This window comes from Pseudomonas sp. KUIN-1 (assembly GCF_009176725.1).
Classification (GTDB): domain Bacteria; phylum Pseudomonadota; class Gammaproteobacteria; order Pseudomonadales; family Pseudomonadaceae; genus Aquipseudomonas; species Aquipseudomonas fragariae.
This window is the reverse complement of sequence record NZ_AP020337.1, coordinates 4,198,368-4,215,646: the sequence shown is the minus strand read 5'-3', so window position 1 is coordinate 4,215,646 and position 17,279 is coordinate 4,198,368. Positions and strand designations below refer to the sequence as shown.

13 protein-coding genes are annotated in these 17,279 nt (G+C 60.5%); 8 read left to right on the top strand and 5 right to left on the bottom strand.

Annotated features, from left to right (window positions below; all coding sequences use genetic code 11):
- Positions 1–2 precede the first annotated feature (2 nt).
- The 4 genes from KUIN1_RS18870 to KUIN1_RS18855 all read left to right on the top strand — a co-directional run bounded on the left by KUIN1_RS18870 (position 3) and on the right by KUIN1_RS18855 (position 5,854).
- Positions 3–635, top strand: a complete 633-nt coding sequence (locus KUIN1_RS18870; RefSeq protein WP_003404247.1) for a DsbA family protein — start codon at positions 3–5, stop codon at positions 633–635.
- The gene (locus tag KUIN1_RS18865) at positions 628–2,454 is read left to right on the top strand and encodes an ABC transporter ATP-binding protein (RefSeq protein WP_152092174.1); all 1,827 of its coding nucleotides are present in this window, start codon (positions 628–630) and stop codon (positions 2,452–2,454) included. Before KUIN1_RS18870 ends, KUIN1_RS18865 begins: the two co-directional genes overlap by 8 nt.
- Before the next feature lie 123 nt (positions 2,455–2,577).
- Positions 2,578–5,040 carry an EAL domain-containing protein gene (locus KUIN1_RS18860; protein WP_011268569.1) on the top strand — a complete coding sequence of 821 codons (2,463 nt, stop codon included), beginning with the start codon at positions 2,578–2,580 and terminating at the stop codon, positions 5,038–5,040.
- A gap of 31 nt (positions 5,041–5,071) precedes the next feature.
- A complete protein-coding gene (locus KUIN1_RS18855; protein ID WP_152092173.1) occupies positions 5,072–5,854 on the top strand; it encodes a TenA family transcriptional regulator in 783 nt (260 codons plus the stop codon).
- A 27-nt stretch (positions 5,855–5,881) separates the two neighbouring features.
- Here the strand turns inward: KUIN1_RS18855 and KUIN1_RS18850 are convergent, their stop codons facing one another.
- From KUIN1_RS18850 to KUIN1_RS18830, 5 genes are all read right to left on the bottom strand, one after another.
- Entirely contained in the window at positions 5,882–6,808 is a 927-nt protein-coding gene (locus tag KUIN1_RS18850; RefSeq protein ID WP_024638880.1) for a GGDEF domain-containing protein, read from the bottom strand.
- A gap of 207 nt (positions 6,809–7,015) precedes the next feature.
- Positions 7,016–7,756, bottom strand: coding sequence for a YciK family oxidoreductase (locus KUIN1_RS18845; RefSeq protein WP_024652843.1), 741 nt, complete (start codon positions 7,754–7,756; stop codon positions 7,016–7,018).
- A 12-nt stretch (positions 7,757–7,768) separates the two neighbouring features.
- Complete coding sequence (gene mupP, locus KUIN1_RS18840; protein WP_024638882.1) at positions 7,769–8,440, bottom strand: N-acetylmuramic acid 6-phosphate phosphatase MupP; 672 nt, start codon at positions 8,438–8,440, stop codon at positions 7,769–7,771.
- Positions 8,441–8,443: 3 nt separating this feature from the next.
- Complete coding sequence (gene ubiG, locus KUIN1_RS18835; RefSeq protein ID WP_003369710.1) at positions 8,444–9,142, bottom strand: bifunctional 2-polyprenyl-6-hydroxyphenol methylase/3-demethylubiquinol 3-O-methyltransferase UbiG; 699 nt, start codon at positions 9,140–9,142, stop codon at positions 8,444–8,446.
- Between the two features lie 85 nt (positions 9,143–9,227).
- Positions 9,228–10,559, bottom strand: coding sequence for a TRZ/ATZ family hydrolase (locus KUIN1_RS18830; RefSeq protein WP_024652844.1), 1,332 nt, complete (start codon positions 10,557–10,559; stop codon positions 9,228–9,230).
- 120 nt (positions 10,560–10,679) lie between these two features.
- On the opposite strand from KUIN1_RS18830, the gene mtnA reads away from it, so the two are divergent.
- The 4 genes from mtnA (at position 10,680) to pheA (ending at position 17,222) form a co-directional block, all read left to right on the top strand.
- Positions 10,680–11,756 (top strand): S-methyl-5-thioribose-1-phosphate isomerase, encoded by a 1,077-nt coding sequence (mtnA, locus tag KUIN1_RS18825; protein ID WP_003404235.1) that lies wholly within the window; start codon positions 10,680–10,682, stop codon positions 11,754–11,756.
- Between the two features lie 304 nt (positions 11,757–12,060).
- Complete coding sequence (gene gyrA, locus KUIN1_RS18820; RefSeq protein WP_152092172.1) at positions 12,061–14,838, top strand: DNA gyrase subunit A; 2,778 nt, start codon at positions 12,061–12,063, stop codon at positions 14,836–14,838.
- A 204-nt stretch (positions 14,839–15,042) separates the two neighbouring features.
- Positions 15,043–16,128: a 3-phosphoserine/phosphohydroxythreonine transaminase gene (serC, locus tag KUIN1_RS18815; protein ID WP_103714422.1), complete on the top strand. Its 1,086-nt coding sequence runs from the start codon at positions 15,043–15,045 to the stop codon at positions 16,126–16,128.
- Positions 16,128–17,222: a prephenate dehydratase gene (gene pheA, locus KUIN1_RS18810; RefSeq protein ID WP_003404232.1), complete on the top strand. Its 1,095-nt coding sequence runs from the start codon at positions 16,128–16,130 to the stop codon at positions 17,220–17,222. The genes serC and pheA overlap by 1 nt, the downstream gene beginning before the upstream one ends.
- Positions 17,223–17,279: the final 57 nt, after the last annotated feature.

Below are 17,279 nucleotides of genomic sequence, written 5' to 3'. Positions count from 1 at the left end.
CCATGTCTGCCCGCCTGATCTATGTCATGGACCCGATGTGCTCCTGGTGCTGGGGCTTTGCTCCGGTTGCCGACGCGTTGGTGCAACAGGCTCGGGCGGCGGGCGTGCCGCTGCATCTGGTCATGGGCGGTCTGCGCTCTGAAGGTGCTGCGCTGGAGCCTGCCAAGCGTCGTTACATTCTTGAGCACTGGCAGGCGGTCGAAGAGGCTACCGGCCAGCCGTTTCTTCGCGAAGGGGCGCTGCCGGAAGGGTTTGTCTACGACACTACGCCTGCCTGTCTGGCGGTCACTGCGGCACGGCAGCTGGACCCGGACCGCGCCTGGGAACTGGTCGGGCTCATCCAGCGGGCGTTCTACAACGAGGCGCGTGACGTGACGCGTCCGTCGGTGCTGGCTGAGCTCGCGGAGCAGACAGGGCTGTCGCGTCAGGCATTTGCCGATGAGTTCGAAAGTCCGCAGCGCCAGGCGGCCACCGCCGCCGATTTCGCCTGGGCACAGGATCTGGGGATTGCCGGCTTCCCGACCCTGCTGGCAGAGCGCAACGGTCAGCTGGCGCTGCTGACCAACGGTTATCAGCCATTGAGCAGCCTTTCGCCCTTGCTGGGTCGATGGCTGGAGCGTGCAGCCAGTGCATGATGAAGTGCCTGAGGCTGCCCGACAGCCGCACGCCACACGCAGCGACGCATTGAGCTGGGCCGAGATCCGTCGTCTTGCCTTGCGGCATAAAAAAGCCCTGTGGCTGGCCAACGGTGTCGCGGTGCTGGCCACGCTGTGCAGTGTGCCTATCCCGTTGCTGCTGCCGTTGCTGGTCGACGAGGTGTTGCTGGGCCGTGGCGATGCTGCGCTCAAGGTCATGGATCACCTGCTGCCTGGCAACTGGCAAAAGGCAGCGGGCTACATTGGCCTGATGCTGTCGTTGACGCTGGTGCTGCGGGTCGGGGCGCTGGTGTTCAATGTGTTGCAGGCGCGGCTGTTCGCCGGGCTGGCCAAGGACATCGTCTATCGTATCCGGCTGCGGCTGATCGAGCGGCTCAAGCGCATTTCCCTGCGTGAATACGAAAGCCTGGGCAGCGGTACGGTGACCACGCACCTGGTGACCGATCTGGATACGCTGGACAAGTTCGTCGGTGAAACCCTCAGTCGTCTGCTGGTGGCCACGCTGACCCTGGCAGGCACCGCGGGCATTCTGATGTGGATGCACTGGAAGCTGGCGCTGCTGATCATGCTGTTCAACCCGCTGGTCATCCTGCTCACGGTGAAACTGGGCAAGCGCGTCAAGCACCTCAAAAAGCTGGAGAACGACAGTACGTCGCGGTTCACCCAGGCACTGAGCGAAACGCTGGATGCGATTCAGGAAGTCCGGGCCGGGAACAGACAAGGCTTCTTTCTGGGGCGCCTGGGCGTACGCGCGCAGGAAGTGCGTGACTACGCAATCAATTCACAGTGGAAAAGCGACGCCTCGGGCCGTGCCAGCGGGCTGCTGTTCCAGTTCGGTATCGATATCTTTCGCGCCGCGGCAATGCTTACCGTGCTGTTCTCGGACCTGTCCATCGGGCAGATGCTCGCGGTGTTCAGTTACCTGTGGTTCATGATGACGCCGGTTGAGCAACTGCTGAACCTGCAATACGCCTACTACGCGGCAGGCGGGGCGCTGACGCGCATCAACGAGTTGCTGGCGCGCGCCGACGAGCCGCAATATGCCGGCGGCACCGACCCGTTCGAGGGCAAGGAAACCGTAGGGGTCGAGGTCCGTGGCCTGACCTTTGGCTATGGCGAAGACCTGGTGCTGGACCAGTTGAACCTGAACATTGCGCCGGGAGAAAAAGTCGCCATCGTCGGTGCCAGCGGGGGTGGCAAGAGCACCTTGGTGCAGTTGCTGCTGGGACTCTATACGGCGCGCACCGGCGTGATCCGTTTTGGCGGCGTCAGCCAGCAGGATATCGGCCTGGAGACCGTGCGCGAAAACGTCGCCGTGGTACTGCAGCATCCGGCCCTGTTCAACGACACCGTACGCGCCAACCTGACCATGGGCCGCGACTGCAGCGATGAAGTCTGCTGGCGTGCACTGGAAGTTGCGCAACTCGATTCCGCGATCCGCGATCTGCCACAGGGTCTGGACAGCGTGGTCGGACGCTCCGGAGTCAGAATGTCGGGTGGCCAGCGCCAGCGCATGGCAATCGCGCGCATGGTCCTGTCCGACCCCAAGGTGGTGATCCTCGATGAGGCCACCTCGGCGCTGGATGCTGCCACCGAGTACAACCTGCATCAGGCACTCGCACGTTTTCTGCGCAGCCGCACGACGCTGATCATTGCCCACCGCCTGTCGGCCGTGAAGCAGGCTGACCGGGTACTGGTATTTGATGGCGGGCGTATTGCGGAGGACGGTGACCATCAGCAGTTGATTGCCGATGGAGGTCTGTACGCAAAACTGTACGGACATTTGCAACAAATCTGATGTGCCAAGCCTCGATCAGCGCACAGGTTGGCTCGATTGCGGGAGATTCACCTGCCATCATGGGCGAATTTAGCCTAGTCTCTGCGCTAGACGTTTATTCAGGCATGTGGTGACGTGAAACCCATGAAGCAACCATGGACCTTCTCCAAGCCCCGTCTGTTGGGCATCGTATGGCCTTTCATTGCCGTCGCGCTGTTTCAGGCGTTGTTGGGATGCGTCAGTCTCTACACCATGTCTGCCGTGCGCAGCTATGTGGCGGGGGAGAGTCTCTGGTCCAAGGGGCAGAAGGACGCTATCCACTACCTGAGCCTGTACGCCAACCGGCATGATGAGCGTGACTACCTCAAGTATCAAAAAGCCTTTTCCGTACCTCAGGGCGGCCATGCGCTGCGCAAGGCGCTCGATCAGCCCATCCCGTCCCTGGCGGATGCCAGAGGCGGAATCATTCAGGGCGGCAATCACCCGGATGATGTGAATGGCATCATCTGGATGTACCTGAACTTCCACAACTTCAGTTTCATGAAACAGGCCATTCATTTCTGGGAGGTGGGTGATGGCTACCTCATGCAGCTCGACGAACTTGCCCGGCATATCCACGACCGGGTCGGTCAGGGTGCTGTGAGCGCCGCCGAGGTCGATCAATGGCGCGAGCAGATCAATGTCATCAATGAGGGCGTCACGCCTGCTGCGCGTGCGTTCAGTGATGCGCTGGGCGAAGGCTCAAGGCTGATCCTCAACCTGTTGATAGCGGTCAATCTGATCACCGCCGTGGTATTGATTCTTCTGGCACTGCTGCGGGTGCGCCGTCTGATCGTCCAGCGGCGCGTGTTTGCCGATGCCCTGCAACTGGAGAAGGAGCGTGCGCAGATCACGCTGGAGTCCATCGGCGACGGGGTGATCACCATCGATGTGGCCGGCGCCATCGTCTACATGAACCCGGCCGCCGAGGGCCTCACCCACTGGAAAGGCACTCAGGCCAGCGGGCTTCCGCTGGCTGCGCTGTTCAATCTGCTGGATGAAAACGATCAGAAGGACCAGTCAACGCTGGTCGAGCAGATCATCACCGGCAAGCTCAAGGGTGGCAGCGCCAACAGCAAGCTGATCCAGCGCCTTGATGGCAGCACGGTGTCGGTCGCGCTGGTCGGCACGCCGATCTACACCGAAGGCGTGATCAGTGGCGCGGTGCTGGTGCTGCATGACATGACCCAGGAGCAGCAGTACATCGCCGATCTGTCGTGGCAGGCTGCCCATGATCCTCTGACCGGCCTGGTCAACCGCAGCGAGTTCGAACGCCGTTTGCAGCGAGTGCTCGACGAAGACTGCGGTCAGGGCCGGAGCCATTGCCTGATGTTTCTCGATCTGGACCAGTTCAAGCTGGTCAATGATACCGGTGGTCATGCGGCGGGTGATGAACTGCTGCGCCAGCTGTGCCGGGCCTTGCCGCAGGGCTTGCGTGACGGGGATACGCTGGCCCGGCTGGGAGGCGACGAGTTCGGTGTGTTGCTGGTCGATTGTCCTGCCGAAACGGCGCTCGATATGGCCGAGGCGTTGCGCGAAGTGGTGCAGCGTCTGCATTTCATGTGGAAAGGTCGGCCATTCATGACTACCGTCAGTATTGGCCTGGTACACCTCGGCGATACACCTGCGTCTCTGGAAGGATCATTGTCTGCTGCAGACATGGCCTGTTATATGGCCAAGGAAAGAGGTCGCAACCGAGTCCAGGCCTACAGTGTGGATGACCTGACGCTGTCGATGCGTTTCGGCGAGATGGCCTGGATACAGCGGCTGCACATGGCAATGGACGAGAATCGCTTTTGCCTTTATGCGCAGGAAATCGCCTCAATAAAGGGCGAAGTGGGCGAAGTACGACACATTGAGATCCTCTTGCGCCTGCGCGACGAGTCTGGACGAATGGTCGTACCGGACAATTTCATTCCGGCCGCCGAACGCTACGGCCTCATGACCACCCTCGATCGCTGGGTGGTACACAATGTGTTCAAAGTCATTGCCCAGTGCCAGAGTGATGATCGGCATCAGGTGCCGCAGGCACTATGTGCTATAAATTTGTCTGGATCGAGTATCGGGGATGATACGTTCCTCGAATACCTGAAACAGCAGTTCAAGACGTTTGACGTATCGCCCGGGATGATCTGCTTCGAGATCACCGAGACCAGTGCGATTGCCGACCTGCAAAGTGCGATCAGATTCATTAACGAGTTGAAGGCATTGGGGTGTCAGTTTTCCCTTGATGATTTCTGCTCGGGTATGTCGTCTTTTGCCTATCTCAAGCACTTGCCGGTGGATTTCCTGAAGATCGATGGCAGTTTTGTGAAGGACATGCTCGACAACCCGATCAACAAGGCTATGGTCGAGGTGATCAATAATATCGGTCATGTCATGGGCAAGCGCACTATTGCTGAATACGTTGAAACGCCGCAGATCGAATCTGCGTTGCAGGAAATGGGCGTGGATTTTGCACAAGGCTATCTGATTTCCCGCCCTGAATTGTTCACTTGCGAGAGTCTTTATATTCAGCCCGTACGGCCTGACCCCCTGATGTTCGGCGCGCCAGGAACGCTACGTTAATCAGTTGAAACCCTCATAAGGAGATACCCCAGTGATCGATGCTTTCGATAGAACCGGTCCGCTCATGGAAGCCAGCAGTTATCCGGCCTGGGCGCAGCAGTTGATCAAGGATTGCAGCGCTGCAAAAGCACGGGTGGTCGAGCACGAGTTGTACCAGCAGATGCGTGACGCGACGCTGAGTCCGCAGATCATGCGTCATTACCTGATCGGCGGGTGGCCAGTCGTCGAGCAATTTGCCGTGTACATGGCCAAGAACCTCACCAAGACCCGTTTCGGTCGTCACCCGGGTGAAGACATGGCGCGCCGCTGGCTGATGCGCAATATCCGCGTCGAACTCAATCATGCCGACTACTGGGTGAACTGGTGTGCGGCCCATGGGGTGACGCTTGAAGACTTGCACGATCAACGGGTAGCGCCCGAGTTGCACGCGCTGAGCCACTGGTGCTGGCAGACCAGCTCATCGGATTCGCTGGCCGTGGCGATGGCGGCTACCAACTACGCCATTGAAGGGGCGACCGGCGAATGGTCGGCCGTGGTCTGCTCCAGCGGTGTGTACGCCGAAGCCTTTCCTGAAGAGACCCGCAAGAAAGCCATGAAGTGGCTCAAGATGCATGCGCAATACGACGACGCTCACCCTTGGGAGGCGCTCGAGATCATTTGTACATTGGTGGGCAACAAGCCGAGTGTGCAATTGCAGACCGAGCTGCGTCAGGCCGTTACCAAAAGCTACGACTACATGTACCTGTTTCTTGAGCGTTGCATGCAACTGGACAGGGTCAAGCCGCGAGGACGTGTTGCCGCGCTGGAGGCGTAGGGGCGGGCGAAAAGGCGGGAGAGAGGGCTAGCTGGCCATGGCGATACGGTTACGGCCTTCGCGTTTGGCGACGTACAGCGCATTATCGGCACGGCGCAGCAGGCTGTCGGCTGTTTCCGTCGGCAGCAGTGTCGAGCAACCCAGGCTCACGGTCATGGTCAACGCCGGGCTGAGTTCGCGAAACTCGAGATTGCGCACCGCCTGGCACAGACGCTGACCAATCAGTTCGGCAGAGTCGGCGCCGGTGTTGGACAGAATCACCACGAACTCTTCACCGCCATAGCGGAACACCCGATCAATATTGCGCAGTTGCGCCTTCAGGCTCTGCGCAACGGTTTTCAGCACATCGTCGCCGGTATGATGACCGTATTCATCATTCACTTTCTTGAAGTGGTCGATATCCAGCATCAGCAGTGACAGCGGTTGCTTGTGGCGCCGTGAAATTTCGATTTCTCGGGCCAGGCCCTGATCCATGGCGATGCGGTTGCCAGTGCTGGTCAGCGGATCACGCAGGGCAGTTTGCGTGGCAATGCGGTACAGCAGCGCATTCAGCAGCGGGTACACCAGGCAGACCAGCAGCGATTCAAGGTCGCTCAATTGCCGCGTGTCGAATGGCCTGGCGCCTTGAAACTCCAGTTCGCCGATGCATTTGCCTTCATGACGCAGGTGAAAACTGGCGCTGTCGGATGACATCTCGCCCAGACGCAGCTGCAAGTCGCTTTCGATATGTCGATACATCAGACCGCTCAATGGCAGGAAGCGTTGTACACCCTGAAAAAACAGGGTCAGTATCCGCTCGGCTTCCAGACTGGTCTGCAATTGTCGCCCAAGCTGGTAGATCAGCTCGGGCAGTGACGGGGGTGGAAGCACGGCGTCAGGTCGATTTCTAAACCCGAGGCGTTGCAGTTCAGCCGTATCGAAGTCGATTGCATGGGTCTGGGTAGGAAAATTCATCTCTTCGCTCCTCAGCACATATTGCTGGCTTGGCTGGGTTAGAGGGGACGTGGTGCCATTCGGTTCATTTTTGGCCAGACTTATTAAAATCAGTGGTTTAGCTGACGCCATCTCTCTGACAGTGGCGAAAAATCGGCAATTCCTTGACTTAAAAAGCCGTTTTGAACGGCCGTTGTGACGGTTTTTCGTCACAGCAGCCTGTCCCTGTCACTGGGCATTCAATGCCTGCCCATTGATGCCTTTGCTGTCCGGCCCCATCAGGTACAGATAGACCGGCATGATCTCTTCAGGCGCCGGATTGTCCTGCGGATTTTCATCCGGATAGGCCTGCGCGCGCATGCCTGTGCGGGTTGCGCCAGGGTTGATGCTGTTGGCGCGGACCGTGCTGACGCCCTCCAGCTCGTCAGCGAGGGTTTGCATCAGGCCTTCGGTGGCAAACTTCGACACGCCGTAAGCGCCCCATTGTGCGCGCCCCTTGCGACCTACGCTGCTGGAGGTGAAGGCTATCGACGCATCCGCCGAACGCTGAAGCAGCGGCAGCAGTGCCTGGGTGAGCATGAAGGTGGCGTTGACGTTGACGTGCATGACCTGCATGAAGTCTTCGCCGGGCAGGTGTTCCACGGAGGTACGCGGGCCGATGATCGAGGCGTTATGCAGCAGCCCGTCTAGACGGCCGACTGTGCGCTCGATCATGGCCGCCAGCGCGTGGTACTGCGCCGGGTCGGCGCTTTGCAGATCGAAGGGTATGACCAGTGGCGGCAACTGACCTGCTGCCTTTATCTCGTCATGAACCTGAGCCAGGCTGGCGTCGGTCCTGCCCAGCAGCAAGACGGTGGCGCCATGTGCTGCGTAGGCTTTGGCGGCTGCGGCACCGATGCCGCGAGCGGCACCGGTGACCAGAATGATCCGGCCCTTGAGCAGTTCCGGGTGCGCGGAGTAATCAAACATGTAAAGCCTCGTTTAGCAGCTGCACAGTGCGTTATCCAGCACCTTGCGCAATTCCAGCGGATGATCGACCACCACGTCGGCACCCCAGTGATCGGGATTGTCGTCGGGATGGATGTAGCCGTAGCGCACGGCGGCGGTTTTTGTGCCGGCGTCGCGCCCGGACTCGATGTCGCGCAGATCGTCGCCTACGAACAGAACGCTGGCCGGGTCCAGGTCGAGCATCCGGCAGGCCAGGATCATCGGTTCCGGGTGTGGCTTGCTGTGTGTGACGTGATCAGGGCAGATCAGCAGCGCCGAGCGTTCCGCCAGGCCGAGCCGCTCCATGATGGGCTGAGCGAAGCGCACCGGCTTGTTGGTCACCACCCCCCAGATCAGGCCGGCCTTCTCGATGTCGGCGAGCAATTCGTCCATGCCGTCGAACAGCTTGCTGTGGACGGCGCAGTCACGCTGATAGCGTTCCAAAAACTCCAGACGCAACGCCTCGAATTGTGGATCTTCGGGGGACATCGCAAAGGTGGCCGCGACCATGGCTCTGGCGCCGCCGGAAACTTCGTCGCGGATCAGTTTGTCCGGCACCGCCGGCAGGTTGCGATCGGCAAGCATCGCCTGGGCAATGGCGATGAAGTCCGGTGCGGTGTCGAGCAGAGTGCCGTCCATGTCGAATAAAACCGCTCTCAGGCGCATCTGTCATGCCTCCCGCAGGGTCTGGATCATGTAGTTGACGCCGACATCGGAGGTCAACTTGTAATGCTTGGTCAGCGGGTTGTAGGTCAGGCCGATGACGTCCTTGACCTGCAGACCGGCGTCACGGCTCCAGGCGCCCAGCTCGGAAGGGCGGATGAATTTCTTGAAGTCGTGGGTGCCGCGCGGCAGCAGGTTGAGGATGTATTCGGCGCCGACCACAGCGAACAGATAGGCTTTCGGATTACGGTTGATGGTCGAGAAGAACACCTGACCGCCAGGCTTGACCATGCGGTAGCAGGCGCGGATCACCGAGGATGGGTCCGGCACGTGCTCGAGCATTTCCAGGCAGGTCACCACATCGTACTGCTCGGGCATTTCTTCGGCCATGTCCTCGGCAGTGATCTGCCGGTACTCGACGCTGACACCCGATTCGAGCTGGTGCAGCTGTGCGACTGCCAGCGGCGCTTCGCCCATGTCGATGCCGGTCACCGTGGCGCCGCGCAGGGCCATCGCCTCGCTGAGGATGCCGCCGCCACAACCGACGTCCAGCACCTTCTTGCCCGCCAGACCGACGCGCTCGTCGATCCAGTTGACGCGCAGCGGGTTGATGTCATGCAGCGGCTTGAATTCGCTTTCGCGGTCCCACCAGCGATGGGCCAGGGCCTCGAATTTGGCGATTTCTGCGCGGTCGACGTTGCTCATGGGTGTCCCTCTTGAACTCAAAATTCTTTTTCGTCAGTCAGGCTTATAGATAAGCCTGACTGACATGTGTTCGGTCCGAATCGAATTATTCGGCTTTACCGGAAATACGCTGGCCCCACGCAATCGCGGTGTCGCGCAGTGCGGGCTCATCCATGCGGGTCAGCCGGCGAGCGTCGAGCAATTGTTTGCCGGCCACCCAGACATGACTCACGCAATCGCGGCCAGTGGCATATATAAGCTGCGATACCGGGTCGTAGATCGGTTGCTGGGCCAGGCCCGACAGGTCGAAAGCGACCATGTCCGCCGCCTTGCCGATCTCCAGCGAGCCGGTCTCGGCCTGAATACCCAGGGCGCGAGCGCCGTTCAGCGTCGCCATGCGCAGCGCGCGGTGTGCATCCAGCGCCGTGGCCGAGCCGGCGACAGCCTTGGCCAGCAAGGCGGCGGTGCGGGTTTCGCCGAGCAGGTCCAGGTCATTGTTGCTGGCCGCGCCGTCGGTGCCTACCGCAACGTTCACACCGGCCTGCCACAGTCGTTCGACCGGGCAGAAACCGCTGGCCAGCTTGAGATTGGATTCCGGGCAATGAATGACGTTGGTGTTGCTTTCCACCAGCAGGGCCAGATCGTCGTCGCTGATCTGCGTCATGTGCACGGCCTGGAAGCGCGGCCCGAGCATGCCCAGCCGGTTGAGGCGGGCGAGGGGGCGTTCCTGGCGTTGCTCGACAGCCTGCTCGACTTCAAATGCGGTCTCGTGGACGTGCATCTGGATCGTGGCATCCAGCTCGTCGGCGATCACCCGGACCTTCTCCAGGTTCTCATCGCTCACGGTATAGGGCGCATGCGGGCCGAAGGCGATCTTGATGCGTGGATGGTGAGCGAGGTCGTTGAACAGTTCGATGCCGTTGTGCAGGGCTTCAGCGGTGGTGTGGGCACCTGGAATCGGAAAATCCAGCACCGGGACGGTGATCTGCGCGCGCATGCCGCTGGCATGGACGCGTTCGGCGGCCACCTTGGGGTAGAAATACATGTCGGAAAAACACGTGATGCCGCCCTTGAGCTGCTCGGCGATGGCCAGATCGGTGCCGTCACGCACGAAGTCTTGATCGACCCACTTGCCTTCGGCAGGCCAGATGTGGTCCTGCAGCCAGGTCATCAGCGGCAGATCGTCGGCCAGCCCGCGAAACAGGGTCATCGCCGCATGGCCGTGGGCGTTGATCAGGCCGGGGCTGAGCAGCATGCCGGGCAGTTCCTGCACCTGCACGGCGTTCTGCCGCAGCGCTTCGGCACGTGGACCGATATAGACGATACAGCCATCGCGAACGCCGATGCCGTGGTCCTTGAGCACGACGCCTGCGGGCTCGACCGGCACCAGCCAGGCGGGCAGGAGCAAAAGGTCGAGCGGTGCTGTAGCGTTCGGCATGAGAAGGTTTCCATCGTTTATTACGTTGATGACGAAGTATACCCGAGCGTCTTCGCAGGCGGCTCGCTATAATCAGCGGCTTTTGATGCTGGGTTTCGGATGTTCAAGATGGAGTTGGCGATGCGCGATCGACTGTTGGCTGCGGAGAAAGTTAAGGCCATCGATTGGCGGGACGACGCTCTGTACCTGCTGGACCAGCGGGTACTGCCGTTCGAGGAAGTCTGGCACCGCTATACCACCGCCGAGGGAGTCGCCGAAGCGATTCGCACGATGGTCGTGCGCGGGGCGCCGGCTATCGGCATCAGTGCCGCTTATGGTGCTGTGCTGGCCGCACGTGCGCGTATCGCGCAGGGTGCAGACTGGTATCCGGCGCTGGAAGAGGACATGCAGTTGCTGGCCGATTCGCGCCCGACTGCAGTGAACCTGTTCTGGGCGCTGAACCGGATGCGTGATCGGCTGATGCGCGTCAAGGATGGCGATGACCCGCTGGCAGCCCTCGAGGCCGAAGCCGTGGCGATTCACCTGAGCGACCGCGAGGCCAATCTGACCATGGCGCAGCTGGGCGCAGACCTGATCCGCAAGCACCAGGGCAATCTGCAGACGGTACTCACCCACTGCAATACCGGGGCACTGGCCACGGGCGGCTTCGGCACGGCGCTGGGGGTGATTCGCGCGGCGCATCTGGAAGGCATGATCGAGCGGGTCTACGCCGATGAAACCCGGCCCTGGCTGCAGGGCTCGCGGCTGACCGCCTGGGAGCTGGCCAACGAGGGCATTCCGGTGACCCTGAACGCAGATTCCGCCGCGGCGCACCTGATGCGTACCAAGGGCATCACCTGGGTCATCGTCGGTGCCGACCGCATCACCGCCAACGGTGATGTGGCGAACAAGATCGGTACCTATCAGCTCGCCGTTGCCGCCATGCACCACGGGGTGCGCTTCATGGTGGTCGCGCCGAGTTCGACCATCGACATGGAAATGGCCAGTGGCGACGACATCGTCATCGAAGAGCGTGACGGTCGCGAACTGCTTGAAGTGGGTGGTCAGCGAGTCGGCGCCGAGGTCGAGGCTTTCAACCCGGTGTTCGATGTGACGCCGGCTGACCTGATCGACGCCATCGTGACTGAAAAGGGCATTGTCGAGCGTCCCGATACCGCGCGCATGGCTCAATTGATGAGCCGTAAACACCTTCACTGAGGCTGACAGGCCCGACCCTTCGCCGTTGTGCAATGCGGCTGGACGGGCCTGTAAGCGTTTCTCAGGCGTGTTATGCGTCTGCGGCTCGCTTTCAGCGCCTGCAAAGGATGTGAGCGCCTCGGCGATTGTGGTAATATCCGGCGGTTATCGGGGACACTGATTGTGGTCGCCCACGCTGCGTAGATTCATGGCATAACTCGTTGATTTGTCGTAAGTCGCTGCCCCGCACATGCTGGCAGCGGCGAGCTTCGTATACCCCGAATGGGTTTGCGAGGTTTCACCAGAAAAAGGAATCAGGCTTCTCATGGGCGAACTGGCCAAAGAAATCCTCCCGGTCAATATCGAAGACGAGCTGAAGCAGTCCTACCTCGACTACGCGATGAGCGTAATCGTCGGTCGCGCACTGCCCGATGCACGCGACGGCTTGAAGCCCGTGCACCGGCGCGTGTTGTTCGCAATGAGCGAGCTGGGTAACGACTGGAACAAGCCGTACAAGAAATCCGCCCGTGTGGTTGGTGACGTGATCGGTAAGTATCACCCGCACGGCGACACCGCCGTGTACGACACCATCGTTCGTATGGCTCAGCCATTCTCGCTGCGCTACCTGCTGGTAGACGGTCAGGGCAACTTCGGTTCGGTCGACGGCGACAACGCCGCCGCCATGCGATACACCGAAGTGCGCATGACCAAGCTGGCGCACGAGCTGCTGGCCGACCTGCACAAGGAAACCGTGGACTGGGTGCCGAACTACGACGGCACCGAGATGATCCCGGCGGTCATGCCGACCCGTATCCCCAACCTGCTGGTCAACGGTTCCAGCGGTATCGCCGTGGGCATGGCGACCAACATTCCGCCGCACAACCTCGGTGAAGTCATCGACGGTTGCCTGGCGCTGATCGACAACCCCGAGTTGACGGTCGACGAGTTGATGCAATACATCCCCGGCCCGGATTTCCCGACTGCGGCGATCATCAACGGTCGCGCCGGCATCATCGAAGCCTATCGCACGGGCCGTGGACGCATTTACATGCGTGCCCGCTCCATCGTTGAAGACATCGACAAGGTGGGCGGTCGCCAGCAGATCGTCATCACCGAGTTGCCTTACCAGCTGAACAAGGCACGTCTGATCGAGAAGATCGCCGAGCTGGTCAAGGAAAAGAAACTCGAAGGCATCACCGAACTGCGCGACGAGTCCGACAAGGACGGTATGCGCGTGGTCATCGAGCTGCGTCGTGGCGAAGTGCCTGAGGTCATCCTCAACAACCTTTATGCCCAGACCCAGCTGCAAAGCGTTTTCGGTATCAACATCGTTGCCCTGATCGACGGTCGTCCGCGCATCCTGAACCTCAAGGACCTGCTGGAAGCCTTCGTTCGTCATCGCCGCGAAGTGGTGACCCGCCGTACCGTGTTCGAACTGCGCAAGGCGCGCGAGCGTGGCCATATCCTTGAGGGTCAGGCTGTTGCGCTGTCCAACATCGACCCGGTCATCGCCCTCATCAAGGCCTCTCCGACACCTGCCGAAGCCAAGGAAGCGCTGATCAAGACGCCTTGGGAGTCGAGCGCAGTGGTCGAGATGGTCGAGCGTGCCGGTGCCGATTCGTGCCGCCCCGAGAACCTCGATCCGCAATACGGTCTGCGTGAAGGCAAATATTTCCTGTCGCCGGAACAGGCTCAGGCCATTCTGGAATTGCGTCTGCACCGCCTGACCGGTCTGGAGCACGAGAAGCTGCTGGGCGAGTACCAGGAAATCCTCAACCAGATCGGCGAGCTGATCCGCATCCTCAACAGCGCAACGCGTCTGATGGAAGTGATCCGCGAAGAACTGGAACTGATCCGCTCCGAATACGGCGATGCCCGTCGCACCGAAATTCTCGATGCGCGCCTGGACCTGACGCTGGGTGACCTGATCACCGAAGAAGAGCGTGTGGTCACCATTTCCCACGGCGGTTATGCCAAGACTCAGCCTTTGGCGGTCTATCAGGCTCAGCGCCGCGGCGGCAAGGGCAAGTCGGCCACCGGCATCAAGGATGAGGACTACATCGCTCACCTGCTGGTCGCCAACAGCCACACCACGCTGCTGATGTTCTCCAGCAAGGGCAAGGTCTACTGGCTCAAGACCTACGAGATTCCGGAAGCGTCCCGCGCTGCTCGTGGTCGTCCGCTGGTCAACCTGTTGCCGTTGAGCGATGGCGAATACATCACCACCATGCTGCCGGTCGACCTCGAAGCCATGCGCAAGCGTGCCGATGAAGAAGGCGAGGCCCTGGAAGGCGAGCTGGACGACGCGGAAAACAGCAGCGAGACCGAAGAAGAGCGCAAGGCCCGTATCAAGGCTGCCGACAAGAAGAAGGCGCCGTTCATCTTCATGTCCACCGCCAACGGTACTGTCAAGAAGACCCCGCTGGTCGCATTCAGCCGTCAGCGCAGCTCGGGCCTCATCGCCCTTGAGCTGGACAAGGGCGACATCCTGATCTCCGCAGCCATTACCGATGGCGAGCAGGAAATCATGCTGTTCTCCGACGGCGGCAAGGTGACCCGCTTCAAGGAATCCGACGTCCGCGCCATGGGCCGTACCGCCCGCGGTGTTCGCGGTATGCGTCTGCCGGAAGGGCAAAAGCTGATTTCGATGCTGATCCCGGAAGAAGGCAGCCAGATTCTGACCGCTTCCGAGCGCGGCTACGGCAAGCGTACGGCGATTTCCGAGTTCCCCGAGTACAAGCGTGGTGGTCAGGGCGTTATCGCCATGGTCAGCAACGAGCGTAACGGCCGTCTGGTCGGCGCGGTTCAGGTGCTCGATGGCGAAGAAATCATGCTGATTTCCGACCAGGGCACGCTGGTTCGTACCCGCGTCGGCGAAGTGTCCAGTCTGGGTCGTAACACCCAGGGCGTTACCCTGATCAAGCTGGCCAGCGACGAGAAGCTGGTCGGTCTGGAGCGTGTTCAGGAGCCGTCGGAGGTCGAAGGCGAAGAGCTTGAGGGTGAGCTTGTCGACGGCGTGATCGTCGATGCTGCTGAAGTGGATGATGCCTGTGAAGACCTGCAGGCGGATGCTGCGTCAGACGAAGACGAACCACAGAACTAAGCGCTAACGTAAATCAGGTAAGGGCTGGCTCGTCTGTGCATGCATCTGCATTCCAGGCAAGTCCAGCCCTTGCGGCATTCGGCCAGCCCGGCGGCCGGATCAAGATTCCCGCAAGGAGCAGCCAGTCGCTGCGGCGTCTGTCTGCTCGTGGCAAGCAACCAGAAACAAGCGCGTACAGACCCAACGTATTTGACGAGAGTGGATATGAGCAAGCGAGCCTTTAACTTCTGCGCAGGTCCTGCTGCGCTTCCTGAAGCTGTTCTGCTGCGTGCCCAGGCGGAACTCCTCGACTGGCACGGCAAAGGCCTTTCCGTCATGGAAATGAGCCACCGCAGTGATGAGTTCGTCTCCATTGCCACCAAGGCCGAGCAGGATCTGCGTGATCTGCTGTCCATTCCTTCGAATTACAAAGTGTTGTTCCTGCAAGGCGGTGCCAGCCAGCAGTTCGCCCAGATTGCGCTGAACCTGCTGCCTGAAAATGGCAAGGCCGATTACATCGACACCGGCATCTGGTCGCAGAAGGCTATCGACGAGGCGTCGCGCTACGGCGCAATCAACGTCGCGGCCAGCGCCAAGGCCTACGATTACTTTGCGATTCCCGGCCAGAACGAGTGGAAGCTGTCCAAGGACGCGGCTTACGTCCACTACGCGCCAAACGAAACCATTGGCGGTCTGGAATTCAACTGGATTCCGGAAACCGGCGACGTGCCCCTGGTGGCCGACATGTCTTCGGACATCCTCTCGCGTCCGCTCGATATCTCGCGTTTCGGCATGATCTACGCCGGCGCCCAGAAGAACATCGGCCCCAGCGGCATCGTGGTGGTGATCATTCGCGAAGACCTGCTGGGCCGCGCTCGCTCGCTGTGCCCGACCATGCTCGACTACGAGGTCGCGGCCGACAATGGCTCGATGTACAACACGCCGCCGACCCTGGCCTGGTACCTGTCCGGGCTGGTCTTCGAATGGCTGAAAGAGCAGGGCGGTGTCGAAGCGATCGGCAAGCGCAACGAAATCAAGCAGCGCACGCTGTATGACTTCATCGACGCCAGCGAGCTGTACAGCAACCCGATCAACAAGCCTGATCGTTCGTGGATGAACGTCCCGTTCCGTCTGGCTGACGATCGTCTCGACAAGCCGTTCCTGGCCGGTGCCGATGCAAACGGTCTGCTCAACCTCAAGGGCCATCGCTCGGTGGGCGGCATGCGTGCATCCATCTACAACGCGATCGATATCAACGCCATCAACGCGCTGGTGGCCTACATGAAAGACTTCGAGAAGGAGCACGGCTGATGTCCGAGCAAGAACTCAAGGCGCTTCGCGTCCGTATCGACAGCCTCGATGAGAAGGTTCTGGAACTGATCAGCGAGCGTGCCCGCTGTGCCCAGGAAGTGGCCAGGGTCAAGATGTCCTCGCTGGCTGAAGGCGAGGTGCCTGTATTCTATCGTCCGGAGCGCGAAGCTGCGGTGCTCAGGCGAGTCATGGAACGCAATCGCGGACCGTTGAGCAACGAAGAAATGGCGCGTCTGTTCCGCGAAATCATGTCTTCCTGCCTGGCGCTGGAACAGCCGCTCAAGGTTGCCTATCTTGGCCCTGAGGGGACGTTCACCCAGGCCGCTGCGATGAAGCATTTCGGCCACGCCGTCATCAGTCTGCCGATGGCCGCAATTGACGAAGTGTTTCGCGAAGTGGTCGCCGGTGCTGTGAATTTCGGCGTGGTTCCGGTGGAAAACTCCACCGAAGGCGCGGTCAATCACACCCTCGACAGCTTCCTTGAACACGACATGGTGATCTGCGGCGAAGTCGAATTGCGCATTCACCACCATCTGCTGGTGGGCGAAAGCACCAAGACCGAAAGCATCACGCGCATCTATTCCCATGCTCAGTCACTGGCCCAGTGCCGTAAATGGCTGGATGCCCATTACCCGAATGTCGAGCGCGTCGCCGTTGCCAGCAACGCCGAGGCTGCCAAACGGGTCAAGGGCGAGTGGAACTCGGCGGCCATCGCCGGCGATATGGCGGCAGGTCTGTATGGCCTGACCCGGCTGGCGGAAAAGATCGAAGATCGTCCGGACAATTCCACGCGCTTTCTCATTATCGGCAATCAGGAAGTCCCGCCGACCGGCGACGACAAGACCTCGATCATTGTGTCGATGAGCAACAAGCCGGGCGCGCTGCACGAGCTGCTGGTGCCCTTCCACGAGAATGGCCTGGACCTGACACGGATCGAGACGCGTCCTTCGCGCAGTGGCAAGTGGACCTACGTGTTCTTCATCGACTTCGTCGGGCATCACAAGGACCCGCTGGTCAAGGCCGTGCTGGAGCAAATCAGCAGCGAAGCCGTCGCCTTGAAGGTGTTGGGTTCTTACCCGAAGGCGGTTCTCTGAGGGTGCGGTCCATGATTCGTATGTTTTTTACCTTGCCGGGCTGTCAGGTATGTTCGC

Bases quoted from the DNA above. Each gene is read 5' to 3' on its own strand.
- KUIN1_RS18845 (WP_024652843.1), bottom strand. From the start codon at position 7,756: ATGTTTGATTACTCCGCGCACCCGGAACTGCTCAAGGGCCGGATCATT.
- serC (WP_103714422.1), top strand. From the start codon at position 15,043: ATGAGCAAGCGAGCCTTTAACTTCTGCGCAGGTCCTGCTGCGCTTCCT.
- KUIN1_RS18870 (WP_003404247.1), top strand. From the start codon at position 3: ATGTCTGCCCGCCTGATCTATGTCATGGACCCGATGTGCTCCTGGTGC.
- mtnA (WP_003404235.1), top strand. From the start codon at position 10,680: ATGCGCGATCGACTGTTGGCTGCGGAGAAAGTTAAGGCCATCGATTGG.
- KUIN1_RS18830 (WP_024652844.1), bottom strand. From the start codon at position 10,559: ATGCCGAACGCTACAGCACCGCTCGACCTTTTGCTCCTGCCCGCCTGG.
- ubiG (WP_003369710.1), bottom strand. From the start codon at position 9,142: ATGAGCAACGTCGACCGCGCAGAAATCGCCAAATTCGAGGCCCTGGCC.
- pheA (WP_003404232.1), top strand. From the start codon at position 16,128: ATGTCCGAGCAAGAACTCAAGGCGCTTCGCGTCCGTATCGACAGCCTC.
- KUIN1_RS18860 (WP_011268569.1), top strand. From the start codon at position 2,578: ATGAAGCAACCATGGACCTTCTCCAAGCCCCGTCTGTTGGGCATCGTA.
- mupP (WP_024638882.1), bottom strand. From the start codon at position 8,440: ATGCGCCTGAGAGCGGTTTTATTCGACATGGACGGCACTCTGCTCGAC.
- gyrA (WP_152092172.1), top strand. From the start codon at position 12,061: ATGGGCGAACTGGCCAAAGAAATCCTCCCGGTCAATATCGAAGACGAG.
- KUIN1_RS18850 (WP_024638880.1), bottom strand. From the start codon at position 6,808: ATGAATTTTCCTACCCAGACCCATGCAATCGACTTCGATACGGCTGAA.